This window comes from Vibrio sp. Isolate22, assembly GCF_022398115.1.
Taxonomy (GTDB): Bacteria; Pseudomonadota; Gammaproteobacteria; order Enterobacterales; family Vibrionaceae; genus Vibrio.
On record NZ_JAKEUW010000046.1, the window covers coordinates 28,106 to 42,695 of the forward strand.

13 protein-coding genes, 3 tRNA genes, 3 rRNA genes and 1 riboswitch are annotated in these 14,590 nt (G+C 46.0%); of the genes, 3 read left to right on the forward strand and 16 right to left on the reverse strand.

What is annotated here, in order from left to right; all coding sequences use genetic code 11:
- Nucleotide 1: 1 nt before the first annotated feature.
- Nucleotides 2–460: a DoxX family protein gene (locus L1D55_RS20290; protein ID WP_239918631.1), complete on the forward strand. Its 459-nt coding sequence runs from the start codon at nucleotides 2–4 to the stop codon at nucleotides 458–460.
- Between the two features lie 70 nt (nucleotides 461–530).
- Here L1D55_RS20290 and L1D55_RS20295 read toward each other — a convergent pair whose 3' ends face one another.
- The gene (locus tag L1D55_RS20295) at nucleotides 531–812 is read right to left on the reverse strand and encodes a hypothetical protein (protein WP_004741210.1); all 282 of its coding nucleotides are present in this window, start codon (nucleotides 810–812) and stop codon (nucleotides 531–533) included.
- 103 nt (nucleotides 813–915) lie between these two features.
- A complete protein-coding gene (locus L1D55_RS20300; RefSeq protein ID WP_205416594.1) occupies nucleotides 916–2,115 on the reverse strand; it encodes a multidrug effflux MFS transporter in 1,200 nt (399 codons plus the stop codon).
- 101 nt (nucleotides 2,116–2,216) lie between these two features.
- Between L1D55_RS20300 and L1D55_RS20305 the strand changes: the two genes are divergently transcribed.
- Both L1D55_RS20305 and L1D55_RS20310 read left to right on the forward strand, forming a co-directional pair.
- Nucleotides 2,217–3,158, forward strand: a complete 942-nt coding sequence (locus tag L1D55_RS20305) for a LysR substrate-binding domain-containing protein (protein WP_239918632.1) — start codon at nucleotides 2,217–2,219, stop codon at nucleotides 3,156–3,158.
- A gap of 122 nt (nucleotides 3,159–3,280) precedes the next feature.
- The gene (locus L1D55_RS20310) at nucleotides 3,281–5,071 is read left to right on the forward strand and encodes an aminopeptidase P family protein (protein ID WP_239918633.1); all 1,791 of its coding nucleotides are present in this window, start codon (nucleotides 3,281–3,283) and stop codon (nucleotides 5,069–5,071) included.
- 136 nt (nucleotides 5,072–5,207) lie between these two features.
- Here the strand turns inward: L1D55_RS20310 and thiH are convergent, their stop codons facing one another.
- The 14 genes from thiH to L1D55_RS20380 form a co-directional block, all read right to left on the reverse strand.
- The gene (thiH, locus tag L1D55_RS20315; RefSeq protein WP_239918634.1) at nucleotides 5,208–6,320 is read right to left on the reverse strand and encodes a 2-iminoacetate synthase ThiH; all 1,113 of its coding nucleotides are present in this window, start codon (nucleotides 6,318–6,320) and stop codon (nucleotides 5,208–5,210) included.
- A gap of 7 nt (nucleotides 6,321–6,327) precedes the next feature.
- A complete protein-coding gene (locus L1D55_RS20320) occupies nucleotides 6,328–7,092 on the reverse strand; it encodes a thiazole synthase (RefSeq protein WP_239918635.1) in 765 nt (254 codons plus the stop codon).
- Nucleotides 7,093–7,094: 2 nt separating this feature from the next.
- The gene (thiS, locus tag L1D55_RS20325) at nucleotides 7,095–7,304 is read right to left on the reverse strand and encodes a sulfur carrier protein ThiS (RefSeq protein ID WP_239918636.1); all 210 of its coding nucleotides are present in this window, start codon (nucleotides 7,302–7,304) and stop codon (nucleotides 7,095–7,097) included.
- Nucleotides 7,301–8,083 (reverse strand): HesA/MoeB/ThiF family protein, encoded by a 783-nt coding sequence (locus L1D55_RS20330; RefSeq protein ID WP_239918637.1) that lies wholly within the window; start codon nucleotides 8,081–8,083, stop codon nucleotides 7,301–7,303. The genes thiS and L1D55_RS20330 overlap by 4 nt, the downstream gene beginning before the upstream one ends.
- Nucleotides 8,073–9,365 (reverse strand): thiamine phosphate synthase, encoded by a 1,293-nt coding sequence (locus L1D55_RS20335; RefSeq protein ID WP_239918638.1) that lies wholly within the window; start codon nucleotides 9,363–9,365, stop codon nucleotides 8,073–8,075. Before L1D55_RS20335 ends, L1D55_RS20330 begins: the two co-directional genes overlap by 11 nt.
- Nucleotides 9,365–11,314, reverse strand: coding sequence for a phosphomethylpyrimidine synthase ThiC (gene thiC / locus L1D55_RS20340; protein WP_239918639.1), 1,950 nt, complete (start codon nucleotides 11,312–11,314; stop codon nucleotides 9,365–9,367). Before thiC ends, L1D55_RS20335 begins: the two co-directional genes overlap by 1 nt.
- Nucleotides 11,315–11,442: 128 nt before the next feature.
- Nucleotides 11,443–11,541: riboswitch (TPP riboswitch) on the reverse strand.
- 62 nt (nucleotides 11,542–11,603) lie between these two features.
- The gene (crcB, locus tag L1D55_RS20345) at nucleotides 11,604–11,987 is read right to left on the reverse strand and encodes a fluoride efflux transporter CrcB (RefSeq protein ID WP_239918640.1); all 384 of its coding nucleotides are present in this window, start codon (nucleotides 11,985–11,987) and stop codon (nucleotides 11,604–11,606) included.
- 100 nt (nucleotides 11,988–12,087) lie between these two features.
- Entirely contained in the window at nucleotides 12,088–13,470 is a 1,383-nt protein-coding gene (locus L1D55_RS20350; RefSeq protein WP_239918641.1) for a multicopper oxidase family protein, read from the reverse strand.
- Nucleotides 13,471–13,691: 221 nt separating this feature from the next.
- A tRNA-Trp gene (locus L1D55_RS20355) sits at nucleotides 13,692–13,768 on the reverse strand.
- Between the two features lie 59 nt (nucleotides 13,769–13,827).
- A tRNA-Asp gene (locus L1D55_RS20360) sits at nucleotides 13,828–13,904 on the reverse strand.
- Nucleotides 13,905–13,949: 45 nt separating this feature from the next.
- Nucleotides 13,950–14,065 (reverse strand): 5S ribosomal RNA (gene rrf / locus L1D55_RS20365).
- An 11-nt stretch (nucleotides 14,066–14,076) separates the two neighbouring features.
- Nucleotides 14,077–14,153, reverse strand: a tRNA-Asp gene (locus L1D55_RS20370).
- Nucleotides 14,154–14,198: 45 nt separating this feature from the next.
- A 5S ribosomal RNA gene (rrf, locus tag L1D55_RS20375) occupies nucleotides 14,199–14,314 on the reverse strand.
- A gap of 93 nt (nucleotides 14,315–14,407) precedes the next feature.
- Nucleotides 14,408–14,590 (reverse strand): 23S ribosomal RNA (locus tag L1D55_RS20380); the annotation flags it as partial.

Genomic DNA, 14,590 nt, shown 5'->3' on the forward strand with positions numbered 1-14,590 from the left:
TATGGATAACAACACAGTCACTAACATGATGGCTCAATACGACAATTTGATTGAGAAATCTCAGGCACTTTTCGTCCCTGTGCTACTTCTTTTCTGTCGCCTTTGGGTAGCGTGGGTATTCTTCAACTCAGGGCTGACTAAGATAGCGACCTGGGATAGCACTCTCTACTTGTTTGAATTGGAATATCAGGTGCCTCTATTACCGTGGGAGTTAGCAGCCTATATGGGAACAGCTGCTGAATTAATCCTACCGGTATTCTTAGCGCTTGGTTTGTTAACACGCCCGACGGCCGCCGCTCTGTTTGTTTTCAACATTATTGCTGTCGTTTCTTATCCAGTACTGTGGGATCAAGGCTTCTACGACCACCAACTTTGGGGATTGATGATTCTTATCGTCATCGTATGGGGTGCTGGACCGTTTTCACTAGATAGAGTTTTGAAGGCGCAATTTAGAGGCTAACTAAAAGATAGATATCCCCAAACGCAAAAAACCACTCAATTGAGTGGTTTCTTTTTTAACTGGGGTAAGCTTACTTTTCTAGAAAAGCCTGAAGCTCTTCAGCCGAGATGCCTTGCTCTGCTAGCTCTTTTGCTAATAGCTGAACTTGTTCACCTTTACGAGACTCTACCACACGTTGAAATTGGTAGATGATATCTCGCAAAGTATCGATTGGAACTTGTTTTGCCGCACTGCGAATACGCTCTTCACTTTGGTTGCCTAGCTCTTTAAGCAATTTACCAAACATAACCTTTTCAGGTGCATCTTCCATTTGTTCTAAGACGCGCGCCATTTCGTAGGTTGTTAATGACATTACAGTATTTTTCCGTTGGAGACTTACGTTTCAATGAGTGACAAATATACCATGTTTTAACGTTTCGCAAACCGCCATTTGTATATTTTGCCACCCTTATTGCTTATGCCTTTGCAAACGTTGCATGCCACGACTTACCAGACTTGCTCGCCAACACGAATAGCGCAGGAACAATCAGGAACATTTGTAACGCAATCATCTCTTGTGACGTTAAATCAAGGCGTTGCATGGTGCCGACAAGTAAGCCCGAACCACTCATTTGGAATAAACCTAATAGCGCTGCTGCTGTACCTGCACGGTCACCAAATGGTTCCAACGCTTTACCAGCAGCCGCACCTAGAATCCAAGCAAAGCCAACCGATGATAAGAAGATAGGAAGCATGAATGCGATTGGAGTCGCATGCTCTGCAAGCACCAACATAATCACGCCCGCTAAACCTAGCATTGAGATACCAACCACCAGTGCTTTATAGGTACCAAAGCGGTCCATAAATTTAGGAGCCGTAAATGCAGCCGCGATGTTAATCGCTGCATTCACTCCGAACCAGAAGGTAAACTCTTTCATGGTTAAGCCAAGGTTCTCCATCAACACCACCGGTGCTGAGGTTACATAAGCGAGAATCACCGCCATCGCCATCAAACATAGAGTTGCGTGGAATAGGAATGAAGGTGTTTTTAATACTGACCAGTAGCGCTCTAGTTTGAACACCGCTACCTTTTCCGTCACCGGGTTCGACTCTTTCATTTGGAAGAATAAGATAGTACCGACAACGACTGCAAAACCCGCCATAAAGCTGAAGTTCGAACGCCAGCCAAATTGATGAGTTAGCCAAGCGCCAAGAATCGGTGCCAATGCAGGAATGAAGCAAATAGCACCATTAAGGTAGCTGATCATTCGGCCGCTCTTCTCTGGACCAAATAGATCGCGAACCGTTGCAAAGGCTGCCACAGAAGTCGCACAAGCTCCTAAGCCTTGTAGCAGCCGAGCTATTAGCATCATATCAATCGATTGAGCTGCCCACGCCAAGCAAGCACTCAATGCATAGATACTAACACCTCCCAATGCAACGGTTCGACGTCCTAGCTTATCCGCCAAAGGACCGGCAAATAGTTGGCCGACACCCATAGCAAACAAAAACCAAGTAATCGTATCTTGTGCTAGTGCATGTTCCACGTGAAACGCTGTCGAAATCTGTGGCAGAGCTGGTAGATAGATATCAATAGCCAAAGGGCTAAAAAGAACCAGCATTGCCAATAAAGCAACCTGCAGTTTACTAGGGGTTGGAAGCGCGTTAGAAGGCACAAGATTCTCCGGATGAGTTAATTTAAGTACATAATAACCAACTAAAGATATGAACAAAAATGGCATATAATCATTAGCATTATTCCAATAAGGAAACTCACATGAATCTCGATAAACTATCGCGCCTCGACCTCAATCTGCTCGTTTGCTTGCAGGTGCTAATGGAAGAGTTGAGTGTTACGCGCACTGCGCATCGATTGTGCCTAAGCCAGTCAGCCGTGAGTAAGTCATTGGCCAAACTTCGCGAACAATTTAATGATCCTCTTTTTACGCGAAGTGCACACGGCCTACGCCCAACACCCAAAGCGGTATTCCTAAAACCACGATTGGAAACACTGATCAATCAACTTGATGTGCTTACCCAGCCTGAGACATTCATTCCCAACAACAGTGACCACAGTTTTCATATTGCAGCAGTTGAAAGTGTCTACCCGTTGATTCTTCCTCACTTCTTACCAGCGATCTTTCGCCAAGCACCAAAAGTAAATATCAACACCCACGCTTGGACAGAACAAACCTTTAAAAAGTTACAACTTGGTGAGTTAGATATCGGCCTCACAGGCAAAGACATCGACATCAACGATGCACGCCTGACAATGCTGCCACCAGATGATATCTGCGAGCAAGAGATCTACCGCGACGCGCAGATGTGCGTATTGAGGCGCAACCACCCCGCTTTAAGTGGTCAATGGGATCTAGAAACCTATCTGGCACAGCGCCATGTTCAAGTAAGGTGTGATGGTAACGATCGTTGGCTACTCGACTACAAGTTGGCTGACCTCGGTCATCAACGCGACATCGCTATCTCAGTGCCCGACTTCAACAGCGCGGCGAGCCTATGTACCTACACCGACTTTGTATTTACCGCACCAAGCCACTTCACCCATCTTGTTGCGAAGCAGCTCGACTTAGTGGTTGTGCCTCTGCCAATGGAATTTCCACCAATGGCATACACTCTGTTTTGGCACCGTGATAGAGAAAACGACCCAGCCTTAACTTGGCTGCGAGATATCATCAAAGAAAAAACTCTGCACCTTAGATAAAAATGGCGTACAGCGTTTGCAGCAAACGAACAAAAGCGCTAGCTTATTGACCTAATAAGTCCCCTCACAGGTATATCGGCTGTGAGTGTTAACAAGGACCCTAACAATAAGGATAAACACAGATGCACAATATCACTGCGGAACGCGTTACTGCGGTTCGAGCTTGGCTTGAAGCAAACCACCTAGATGCTGTTATCATTCCACACGAAGATGAATACCTAGGTGAATACGTTCCAGCTCATAACGAGCGACTTCACTGGCTAACCGGTTTCACTGGTTCTGCAGGTGCGGCTGTTATCACACGTGAAAACGCGGCGATTTTTGTTGATGGTCGCTATACCGTTCAGGTTCGCAAACAAGTACCTGGTGAGCTATTTGAGTATCGCCACCTTATTGAAGAACCAGCTTTAGATTGGATCATCAATTCACTAGCGCAAGGCAGTAAAGTTGCGTTTGACCCACGCATGCACACAGCCGCTTGGTTGAAAGGCGCCCAAGCTAAACTAGCTGATAAAGTAGAACTTACAACGTTAGCGACAAATCCTATTGATGAGCTTTGGTCTGATCGCCCAGAGCCTGTTGTATCTGACGTTCGCCTCATGGCAACTGACGCCGTTGGCCAATCAAGTGAAAGCAAACGCGCTGAAATTGCAGGTCTACTAAAATCCAAAGGTGCTGATGCCGCTATCCTTACTGAATTGGATTCAATCTGCTGGTTACTCAACATTCGTGGTTTAGACGTATCTCGTCTACCAGTCGTGTTATCTAACGCCATCATTCACGCCGATGAAAGTGTCGATTTCTTCTTAGACCCAGCTCGTATCCCTGCAGGCTTCGAAGCACACGTTGGTAATGGTATTCGTGTTTCTCACCCATCAGAGCTTGAAGCTCGCCTTCAATCTTTAGAGGGTAAGAATGTGTCAGTTGATTCAGGCACAAGCAATGCTTGGTACACGCTTGTTCTACAAAATGCTGGTGCTCATATCATTGAAGCCGCTGACCCATGCCTAATGCCAAAAGCCGCGAAGAACGAAACTGAAATTGCAGGCATGAAAGCATGTCACATCCGTGATGGCGTGGCGATGGCAAAATTCCTATCTTGGATTGATGCAGAAGTCGCGCAAGGTAACCTGCATAACGAAGCGGTATTAGCTGACAAAGTACAGTCATTCCGTGAGCAAGATCCAACCCTGATGGACCTAAGTTTCGACACAATTTCAGCGGCAGGCGGAAACGCAGCCATGTGTCACTACAACCATGAGAACCAGCCTGAGCCGGGTCAGCTAGAAATGAATACTCTGTACCTAGTCGATTCAGGCGGTCAGTACCTAGATGGCACAACAGACATCACACGTACTATCGCCATTGGCCAGCCAAGCGAAGAGATGATTCAACAGTTCACTCTTGCACTTAAGGGTCACATCGGAATTGCACGCGCACGCTTCCCACAAGGTACTCGTGGTTTCCAACTGGATATCCTAGCGCGTCAGCACTTATGGGCGGAAGGCTTCGACTATGACCACGGTACTGGTCACGGTGTTGGCCACTTCCTAAGTGTTCATGAAGGTCCGCAAAGCATCTCCAAAAAGCTAATCGACGTTCCGCTTGTTGAAGGTATGGTGTTATCAAACGAGCCGGGTTACTACCGTGCTGATGAATTTGGTATCCGCATCGAAAACTTAGAGCTGGTTGTTGAACTTCCAACTCAAGGCGACTTCTCAGTGCTAACGTTTGAATCGCTAACACGTTGCCCTATCGATAAGCGCAACATCAACGTCGATCTACTGACACGTCCGGAACTTGCTTGGCTAAACGATTACCACCAAAAAGTGTGGAACGATGTTAGCCCACTAGTTGAAGGTGATACGTTAGAATGGCTACGCCAAGCAACAACGCCACTAGCTCACGCTTAATGCCTTACTAGATAGGCAACTTAGCCAAACCATTTTAGCTAAGTTAGATACGAAAACGGCTACCTTTTGGTAGCCGTTTTTATGTGTCGATATCACATTACTGATGTTTCACGTGGAACATCAACCAATCAATGGGTTAGCCAGAGTAAGCGCTGTGCCAATCTCGCCACACCGGATCGAAGCCACGTTGACGAATCATGGCTTCAACATCAGCAGCACTTCTCTCATCACTTATCTCAAATTGCTCGAGCTCTTCCTCACCAGAGGCATACCCACCAGGTTGCGTTTTTGATGCCGCAGACATGCTAGTGATACCTAACGGCAGCACATTATCGCGGAACGTTGCAGACTCACGAGTCGAAAGAGACAACTCAACCTCAGGGTTTAATAGTCGATAAGCACAGATAAGCTGTACCAACTGCTTGTCACTCATGATCGACTTAGGTTGCAAACCACCCTCACAAGGACGAAGACGTGGGAATGAAATCGAGTAGCGCGTTTGCCAATACGTTCGCTCTAAGTAATCCAGGTGAGCAGCCACGAAGAAGCAGTCCGTTCGCCAATCTTCTAAGCCAATCAAAGCACCGATACCTATCTTATCAATACCCGCCTTTGCCAAACGATCGGGCGTTTCAAGCCGGTATTCAAAATCCATTTTGCTACCACGCAAGTGGTGTTCAGCGTAGGTGCTTGGGCTATATGTTTCTTGGTAAACCATCACGGCGTCTAAGCCTAGTGTTTTAAGCTCCGCGTAGTCATCTTGATCAAGCGGCTGCACTTCCATCGCGAGGTAATTAAATTGCGCTTTAATATTCGGCAACACCTCACGAAAGTATTTCATACCAACTTTCGTTTCATGTTCGCCGGTAACCAACAACACGCTATCGAACTTCATCTTTTTGATGGCTGCGCTCTCAGCATCAATTTCATCTAAAGTTAACGTACGACGCTTGATGCGGTTCTCCATCGAAAAACCACAATACGTACACGCATTCGCACACAAGTTAGATAGATACAAAGGAATATAAAGCGACATCGTGTTGCCAAATCGCTTACGTGTTAGCGCCAACGATTGTTGTGCCATCTGCTCTAAGTAAGGCTCTGCCGCCGGAGAGATCAAAGCCTTAAAGTCTTCTAAGTCTCGTTTGGGTTTACTCAGGGCACATTCAACATCCGCTGCCGTTTTACTGAAGATCGACATACCAATGTCATCCCAGTTGAGCTGTTTAAATCGATCAACAAACGTCATAGTAATACTACTCGTCTAGGAATGAAGTTAGCGGGCTGGAAGCAACCGCATGAGACACTTGGCCTGCGAGACCAGCAAGATAAGCCATACGTCCCGCTTCAACGGCCAACTTAAAAGCAACCGCCATTTCAACCGGCTGTTGAGAAGCAGCAATCGCGGTATTCACTAACACAGCGTCAGCACCCATCTCCATTGCTCGAGCCGCATGTGACGGAGCACCAATACCAGCATCAACAATCACAGGGACATTCGCTTGGTCGATAATGATCTCTAAGAAGTCGGCTGAAGCGATTCCTTTATTAGAACCAATCGGTGCACCAAGCGGCATTACAGCTGCACAACCAACCTCCTCTAGGCGCTTACACAACACTGGGTCGGCATGGCAATAAGGCAAAACAACGAAGCCATCTTTTACCAGTTGCTCAGCCGCGTTAAGTGTCTCGATTGGGTCTGGCATCAAATATTTTGGATCTGGGTGAATTTCAAGTTTTAGCCAATTGGTGCCAAGCGCTTCACGAGCTAAATGAGCAGCAAAAATGGCGTCCTTCGCGTTCTTCGCGCCAGAGGTATTCGGAAGTAGATTTACGCCTGCATCAATAATGGGCTGTAAGATATCGTCTTGTTCAGAACGAATATCGACTCTCTTCAGTGCCATGGTAGCCAGTTGAGAACCTGAAGCTTCGATAGCACTCGCCATCAAATGCTTGTTGGCGAACTTGCCTGTGCCAGTGAACAGTCTTGATTGGAATGTTTTATCTGCGATGGTTAACATGGTTAGCCCCCTGCAATAGCTTGAAAAAGAGAGATAGAATCACCTTCATTGACGATGGTTTGTTGCCACTGGCTGCGTGGGACAACTGCGTTATTGATAGCGAATACACACCCTAAATCAGGTAGCGAAAGCGAATGAATGATATCTGCAAGAGAAGATGATTGCGCGACCCGCTCTGGTTGCTCGTTTATTGAAATAGTTATGTTGCTCATAGTGCTTCTTCTTCTAAATTATTGGTCACTGACGAATTGCACACCGGACACTCGATATCTTGCGTGACCATTAGGTTTTGCCAGTTCATGCTCTTACCATCGAACAGCTTGAGCTGATGTGTCGCCACTTGAAACTCGCCACTGCTAACGCGCTGAATAGCAGCAAGAGCTTGGAGGTTTCCAATAGTCCCGACCACAGGCCCAATGATGCCACTGTCACTACAACGCGTTGTTTGTGGATGGTGGTCAAACGGGAAAAGGCAGTGGTAACACCCCTGCTGGTTTTGGTAATCGAAGACAACAAACTGACCTTTCCAACCAATTGCGGAGCCCGATATCAATGGTGTGTTAGCTTCGAAACACGCTTGGTTAACCTGTTGGCGTGTCGTGAAGTTGTCGGTACAGTCCAACACAACGTCAGCTAGCATCACTTCAAGTTTTAACTGGCTTTCTGCCATTCGCTTGTTGATAGTCCTAACTTGGCTTCTACCATTTAGCTCACTCAGCTGTAGTTTCAGTGCATCGACTTTAGCTGTACCAAGATCGCTTTCTTTGAACGCGACCTGTCGTTGTAGATTAGACGAGTCGACACAATCATCATCAACCAGTACGATTTTTCCGATGCCAGACGCCGCTAGATAAAGAGCCGCAGCATTCCCCAAACCACCACAACCAATCACTAACACATGACCGTTTAGTAGATTTCTTTGTCCTTGTTCACCAATTTCAGGTAATGTAATTTGACGTTGATAGCGAACAAATTCAAAGTCACTCAGCATGGCTCAACTCCTGACTAACCTCTTCAGTAAAGGTTGAAGAGTTGCCATTCATAAGAGCCTCGAAAAACTCAATAACCGCTTTTGGATCTTCCGCCAATGTAATTGCACGCACTACCGCGAGGCTGGAGACACCACAATTCCATACCTGCTCTGCCGTCGATTGGTCAATACCACCAATAGCCACGGTCGGATAACCAACAAGCTTTTCCGTGTATGGGATGGTATCAATTAGCTGTTGGTACAAAGATAAACGTACCAAACCTTGAGGTTTGGATGGCATCTGTTTCGTAGTGGTTGGGAAAATATGTCCTAACGCGATGTAACTTGGGTTTATTTGCACGATGCGTAACAACTCATAGTAGCCATGCGTCGATAGACCTATCTTGATGCCCGCTTTACTCAATTGTGAAAGGTTCGACTCTTCAATATCTTCTTGTCCCAAGTGCACACCAAAAGCGCCATGCTTGAGTGCAAGTTGCCAATAGTCATTGATAAAAACCTGAGCGTTATGTTCTCGACCAAGTTCGATCGATCGTGCGACTTGTTGCTCTAAGTCAGCTTGCTGAGGGTTCTTAATTCGCAGTTGTACCGTATTGATTCCAAGCTTAAGGAGCCTTTCAATCCAATCGACATCATCGACAACTGGGTATAGCCCAAGGCTTTTCTTCGTCAAGTCAGGGAATGAAAGTGACGTTCCTTGATGAGTCCAACCAACGCTAATACCTAAACGCTTGTCTTCTAACACTGGAATTGGGAACTCTTGGTAATGGCTTGGCCATGTTCCACGTGAAACATTAGACGCTGCGCGCGCAAGAACCAGTGCATCTTCTAGTGGGAAATCTAGAGCTAATAGCGTTAGGAACCACGCAAAGTGATGGCGGCTATCTATTGCTTGATGGTCAGTGGTAATACTTTTGATAGCTCGATTGGCATTTAAGTGTGACCAAATATCTAATACCGCAGCCTCATCGGCTACACCAACATGTATCGTATTAGGGTATTGCGCTAAAGCATTGCGAACATCTGTCAGCGATAAAGACTCGTCATAACTTACGATATGATCAAGCGAGCTTAACTGAGCCGCTTTAACTGAAACGACATCGGAAGCAAAGCCAATAGCAAGTGAGTGATGAGAATCAACGATAGAGAAGTATTGAGTTGGGCTGACACCCAACTCAACTGCATCGGTTGCTAAACCTTGTCGCTTAGCAACCAATAGACAGTGTTGAACCTCTCCCGTTAACTCAATAGATTGAGATGGGATTAGAATTTTCACTGTCATTACTCCTCTAATTGAGCTTCTTTCGCACCAACGGCAGGATGGTAAAGTTCAGAGCCAGTATCACGGAACTCTTGTGATTTTTGACGCATCCCTTCCAACGGATTGTCTAGCATCTTAATCTCAATGGCCTGATCCGCTGCTACTTGTTCTGTGTCTTTCGCGTACTCCCTCACTTCCTGAGAAATCTTCATCGAGCAGAACTTAGGTCCACACATAGAACAGAAATGCGCAACCTTACCTGATTCTTGTGGCAAGGTTTCATCATGGAAAGAGCGGGCTGTATCCGGGTCTAGTGCTAGGTTAAATTGGTCTTCCCAGCGGAATTCAAAGCGCGCTTTAGAAAGTGCATTGTCACGGATTTGTGCGCCTGGATGCCCTTTTGCCAAATCAGCAGCGTGTGCCGCCAGCTTGTAAGTAATCAAACCAGTCTTCACATCCTCTTTGTTTGGCAAACCTAAATGCTCTTTAGGAGTCACGTAACAAAGCATCGCACAGCCGTACCAACCGATCATCGCTGCACCAATACCAGAAGTGATATGGTCGTAACCAGGGGCAATGTCTGTAGTAAGCGGGCCTAATGTATAGAAAGGCGCTTCATGACAATGCTCTAGTTGCTCATCCATGTTCTCTTTGATCATGTGCATTGGAACGTGCCCAGGGCCTTCGATTATCACCTGTACATCATATTCCCACGCCACTTTTGTCAGTTCACCTAAGGTGCGAAGTTCAGCAAACTGAGCCTCGTCATTAGCATCAGCAATAGAACCAGGACGTAGGCCATCACCTAATGAAAGTGCTACATCGTACTTCGCACATATCTCACAAATTTCACGGAAGTGGGTGTATAAGAAGCTTTCTTGGTGATGAGCAAGACACCATTTCGCAATGATAGAACCACCACGAGAGACAATGCCGGTAACACGCTTAGCCGTCATAGGGACATAGCGAAGAAGCAAGCCAGCATGAATCGTAAAGTAGTCGACGCCCTGCTCTGCTTGCTCAATTAAGGTATCACGCATCACTTCCCAGTTAAGGTCTTCGGCTACGCCATTCACTTTTTCAAGCGCCTGATACATAGGGACCGTACCAATTGGCACTGGACTATTACGTAGAATCCACTCTCGTGTTTCATGAATATTTCGACCAGTCGACAAGTCCATCACCGTGTCGCCGCCCCAGCGAGTTGACCAAACCAGCTTCTCAACTTCCTCTTCAATCGAAGAGCTTACCGAAGAGTTACCGATATTTGCGTTTACTTTCACGAGGAAATTACGGCCAATAATCATCGGCTCTGATTCTGGGTGGTTGATGTTTGAAGGGATAATAGCTCGACCTTCAGCTACCTCTTTACGTACGAATTCAGGGGTAATTTCTTTTGGAAGATTTGCGCCAAAACTATGACCAGGGTGTTGGTGGTTCAGTTGCTCATCTGCGAACTTCTGACGTCCCATATTCTCGCGAATAGCAATGTATTCCATCTCAGGAGTAATAATCCCCTTACGAGCATAGTGCAACTGAGTCACACATTGCTCGCCAGCCGCACGACGAATTCTAGGTAGGTTTCCGTAACGAAGCTCGTCTAAGGTTTCGTCCTCTAAGCGCTCTTTGGTGTACACGGAGCTAACATCATCTAATAGTTCAGTATCACTACGCTCTTCAATCCACTGTTCTCTTAGCTTTGGAAGGCCATTATAAAGGTCTATCTCGTGCGTTGGGTCGGTATAAACACCGGAGGTGTCGTAGACATGAATAGGTGCATTCGGTTCAAATACAGGCTCTTTTTTGGTACCACCAACAAGGCTATCAGCGAGTGATATCTCTCGTACAGGGACTTGAATGTCCTCGCGAGAGCCTTGGATGTAAGCTTTCTTTGAATTTGGATAAGGTTGTACTGATAAAGAATCGATGAAATTCTTCGCTTCCAGTCTTGCTCGTTTACGACTCGACATAGCATTTTTCCTTGGCTTTTAGCCATTATTTATTGGGATAAAAATGCTTGACGGATTGATGCTACAAGAGGGATCACGGTAAGAAATACAGCTGTGATCTGGTGATAGATCTCTAGAGGGATTCTAGTTAGATATCTACTCTTGTTCCCTTCGCAGGTATTAGCCTGATCAGGTTCAACGGATCCCGAGTTAACGGTCTCAGCCATATGGCACTCCGACAAGTACTATCGAGTATATAAAAACGGCTTGGATAAACCAAGCCGAGTTGTTAACAAATCGTAAGAAGATTTTATGACTTTATCAAAAGTTGGAAGCCGAACCATGCTGCAGAGATACTTAACACCACATTGAGTAGTACGTTTAGTCCCATTTTGAAAAATGCGCCTTGCTGCATTAAAAGAACGTTATCCATCGAAAAAGTTGAGAATGTAGTCAAAGCACCAAGAAAGCCCAAGCCAATGATCTGTCTCCATGGTTCAGTTGCAACCATCTCATTTTCAAATGCAGCGATCAGTAAACCCATAATAAAAGAACCAATCACGTTAACAGTTAGCGTACCATAAGGAAAACCACGCCCTAGCAGTAGTACACACAGCTCTGAAATCAGATAACGTGAACAAGCACCAAATGCACCACCAATGGCAATAAAGCCTAAAATAGATAACTGACCCATGAATCCTCCCAAATAACAGTCCCTATATTCTAGCTTTACAGCCGATAAAAGCGAGGATGGAAACTAAGAATGTATGCGCAAATATTAAACGTTACAGGTGTCACTTAACTTCGATATAACCCATCAGTCCTGTTTTCATATGTTCAATCACATGACAGTGATACATCCAACGTCCGGGATTGTCCGCTACAAATGCCGCTTTCGCTCGGCCGTTCTTTCCAAGTAACACGGTATCCGTGTGAAAAGGCTCCTCAATTTTTTTGCCATCTAACTCAAGTACCGTGAACGTATGACCATGTATATGGATCGGGTGATGGTATTGGGTAACATTCTTAAGATCGAATATATAAGTCTTGCCGAGCTCTAATGTAGCGAGTGGTTCTGGGATATTGTCTTTACTCATCCCCTCCCAGGCTCTTTTATTGGTCAGCCAAAACTTAGGCATGGATTTCCCGTCTTTGGAAACCGGCGACACCGCCCCTTCCCACTCAAACACAAAATCGATCTCTTCTGCATTAGCGAGATCTAACTTAGGTACAGGATTAAGAGGTAATAGCGGAAGTGTTTGGCCTTCTATGAGCGCGGAATCTACAACCTCAAACTCACATAAGGAAAAAGGAAAACGTCCCTTCATTTGCAGCACATTCACACGCTTGCCAGCCTTTGGAGCAATAAGTCCGATGTCGACACGCATACCTGGACCAATTTTGTGTTGAGTCAGCTTATAAGGTGTCTTTATCGGGTTACCATCTATAGCAATAACCCATGCCTCAGCACCTTCAACAGCGATAGGATACGTGATTGTATTATCGACATTGGCTATACGAAGCCTAGTCGTTGCATGCTGCTTTAGTTGATAAGTAGGCTCATGTACTCCATTAACACTGCTCCACTCCCCAGGAGTGCCCATACGAGCGCTAAGACGTGGGATCATTAAGTCCTTCCACTGACCTTGTTTATTAAGGTGCCAGTGTTTAAGCATCAAAGCATGCTCTTCATCGAACTGAGGTGATGTGCTCTCTTCAACAACAATTAGACCAACTAAGCCCATACCAAGTTGTTTAACACTGTTCATGTGTGGGTGATACCAGAACGTACCCGCGTCCGGCGGAGTAAATTCATAGACGAACGTTTCACCGGGCATGATTGGTGGCTGACTCAAGAAAGGCACCCCGTCCATTTCGATAGGGATTCTTAAACCATGCCAGTGAATTGTAGTTGGTTCTGATAGTTTATTAGTGAAACGAATCGTAACTTTTTCGCCCTGCCGACAGCGAATTGTCGGCGCAGGGATCTGGCCATTGAACCCCAAAACGTTAGTAGTAAACCCAGGTACAATTTCAGCAGACGAAGGCTCAGCAGTTAAGTCATAAACATATCCTCCCTTCTCATCAACAGATCGCTTCATTGAACAAGCAGGAAGTACTGTGAGTGCCGATATAGCAAGAGATGATTGAATAAATTTACGACGAGAGATATCCATATTTGTAGCCTTTTAGTAATAACGACCAAAATGTAACAAAATATTGAGAATAATTCTCATAAAGAAATGAAGTTTGTGGTTTGGCTATTAATAAATGAGGCTGAGATAAGTAAGCACTTACATTATTTCATCAGAACTAGCGAAACGAGGGAATAGTTGACTGGAATTTGGAGTTGTGAAAAGTAAAAAGGCTCTAGCATTTCTGCTAGAGCCTTTTAATGTGGCAGGGGTGGAGAGATTCGAACTCCCAACACGCGGATTTGGAATCCGCTGCTCTGCCAATTGGAGCTACACCCCTAAAACTTTGTATACTTTAGATTCGAAAAAACCTCGCACTAGGCGAGGTTATCGAATAAGTGGCGGAGTGGACGGGACTCGAACCCGCGACCCCCGGCGTGACAGGCCGGTATTCTAACCAACTGAACTACCACTCCGCAGTGGACTACTTGTCGTCGCTGACAAGTCGTTCATAATTTAAAGCCTGGCGATGTCCTACTCTCACATGGGGAAGCCCCACACTACCATCGGCGCTATTGTGTTTCACTTCTGAGTTCGGCATGGAATCAGGTGGGTCCACAATGCTATGGTCGCCAAGCAAATNATAAGTGGCGGAGTGGACGGGACTCGAACCCGCGACCCCCGGCGTGACAGGCCGGTATTCTAACCAACTGAACTACCACTCCGCAGTGGACTACTTGTCGTCGCTGACAAGTCGTTCATAATTTAAAGCCTGGCGATGTCCTACTCTCACATGGGGAAGCCCCACACTACCATCGGCGCTATTGTGTTTCACTTCTGAGTTCGGCATGGAATCAGGTGGGTCCACAATGCTATGGTCGCCAAGCAAATTTTAAAATTCGGAAAGCTGTTTCTTGTTCTCTTCAAACTCATTCAAGCGTTTGTATCTTTGAGTCCATCAAAACCCCTTGGGTGTTGTATGGTTAAGCCTCACGGGCAATTAGTACAGGTTAGCTCAACGCCTCACAGCGCTTACACACCCTGCCTATCAACGTTCTAGTCTTGAACAACCCTTTAGGACGCTTAAAGCGTCAGGGAAAACTCATCTCAGGGCTCGCTTCCCGCTTAGATGCTTTCAGCGGTTATCGATTCCGAACTTAGC

Bases quoted from the DNA above. Each gene is read 5' to 3' on its own strand.
- L1D55_RS20330 (WP_239918637.1), bottom strand. From the start codon at position 8,083: ATGCTGAGTGACTTTGAATTTGTTCGCTATCAACGTCAAATTACATTA.
- L1D55_RS20305 (WP_239918632.1), top strand. From the start codon at position 2,217: ATGAATCTCGATAAACTATCGCGCCTCGACCTCAATCTGCTCGTTTGC.
- thiH (WP_239918634.1), bottom strand. From the start codon at position 6,320: ATGACGTTTGTTGATCGATTTAAACAGCTCAACTGGGATGACATTGGT.
- L1D55_RS20335 (WP_239918638.1), bottom strand. From the start codon at position 9,365: ATGACAGTGAAAATTCTAATCCCATCTCAATCTATTGAGTTAACGGGA.
- L1D55_RS20295 (WP_004741210.1), bottom strand. From the start codon at position 812: ATGTCATTAACAACCTACGAAATGGCGCGCGTCTTAGAACAAATGGAA.
- thiC (WP_239918639.1), bottom strand. From the start codon at position 11,314: ATGTCGAGTCGTAAACGAGCAAGACTGGAAGCGAAGAATTTCATCGAT.
- crcB (WP_239918640.1), bottom strand. From the start codon at position 11,987: ATGGGTCAGTTATCTATTTTAGGCTTTATTGCCATTGGTGGTGCATTT.
- L1D55_RS20320 (WP_239918635.1), bottom strand. From the start codon at position 7,092: ATGTTAACCATCGCAGATAAAACATTCCAATCAAGACTGTTCACTGGC.
- L1D55_RS20350 (WP_239918641.1), bottom strand. From the start codon at position 13,470: ATGGATATCTCTCGTCGTAAATTTATTCAATCATCTCTTGCTATATCG.
- L1D55_RS20310 (WP_239918633.1), top strand. From the start codon at position 3,281: ATGCACAATATCACTGCGGAACGCGTTACTGCGGTTCGAGCTTGGCTT.
- thiS (WP_239918636.1), bottom strand. From the start codon at position 7,304: ATGAGCAACATAACTATTTCAATAAACGAGCAACCAGAGCGGGTCGCG.
- L1D55_RS20290 (WP_239918631.1), top strand. From the start codon at position 2: ATGGATAACAACACAGTCACTAACATGATGGCTCAATACGACAATTTG.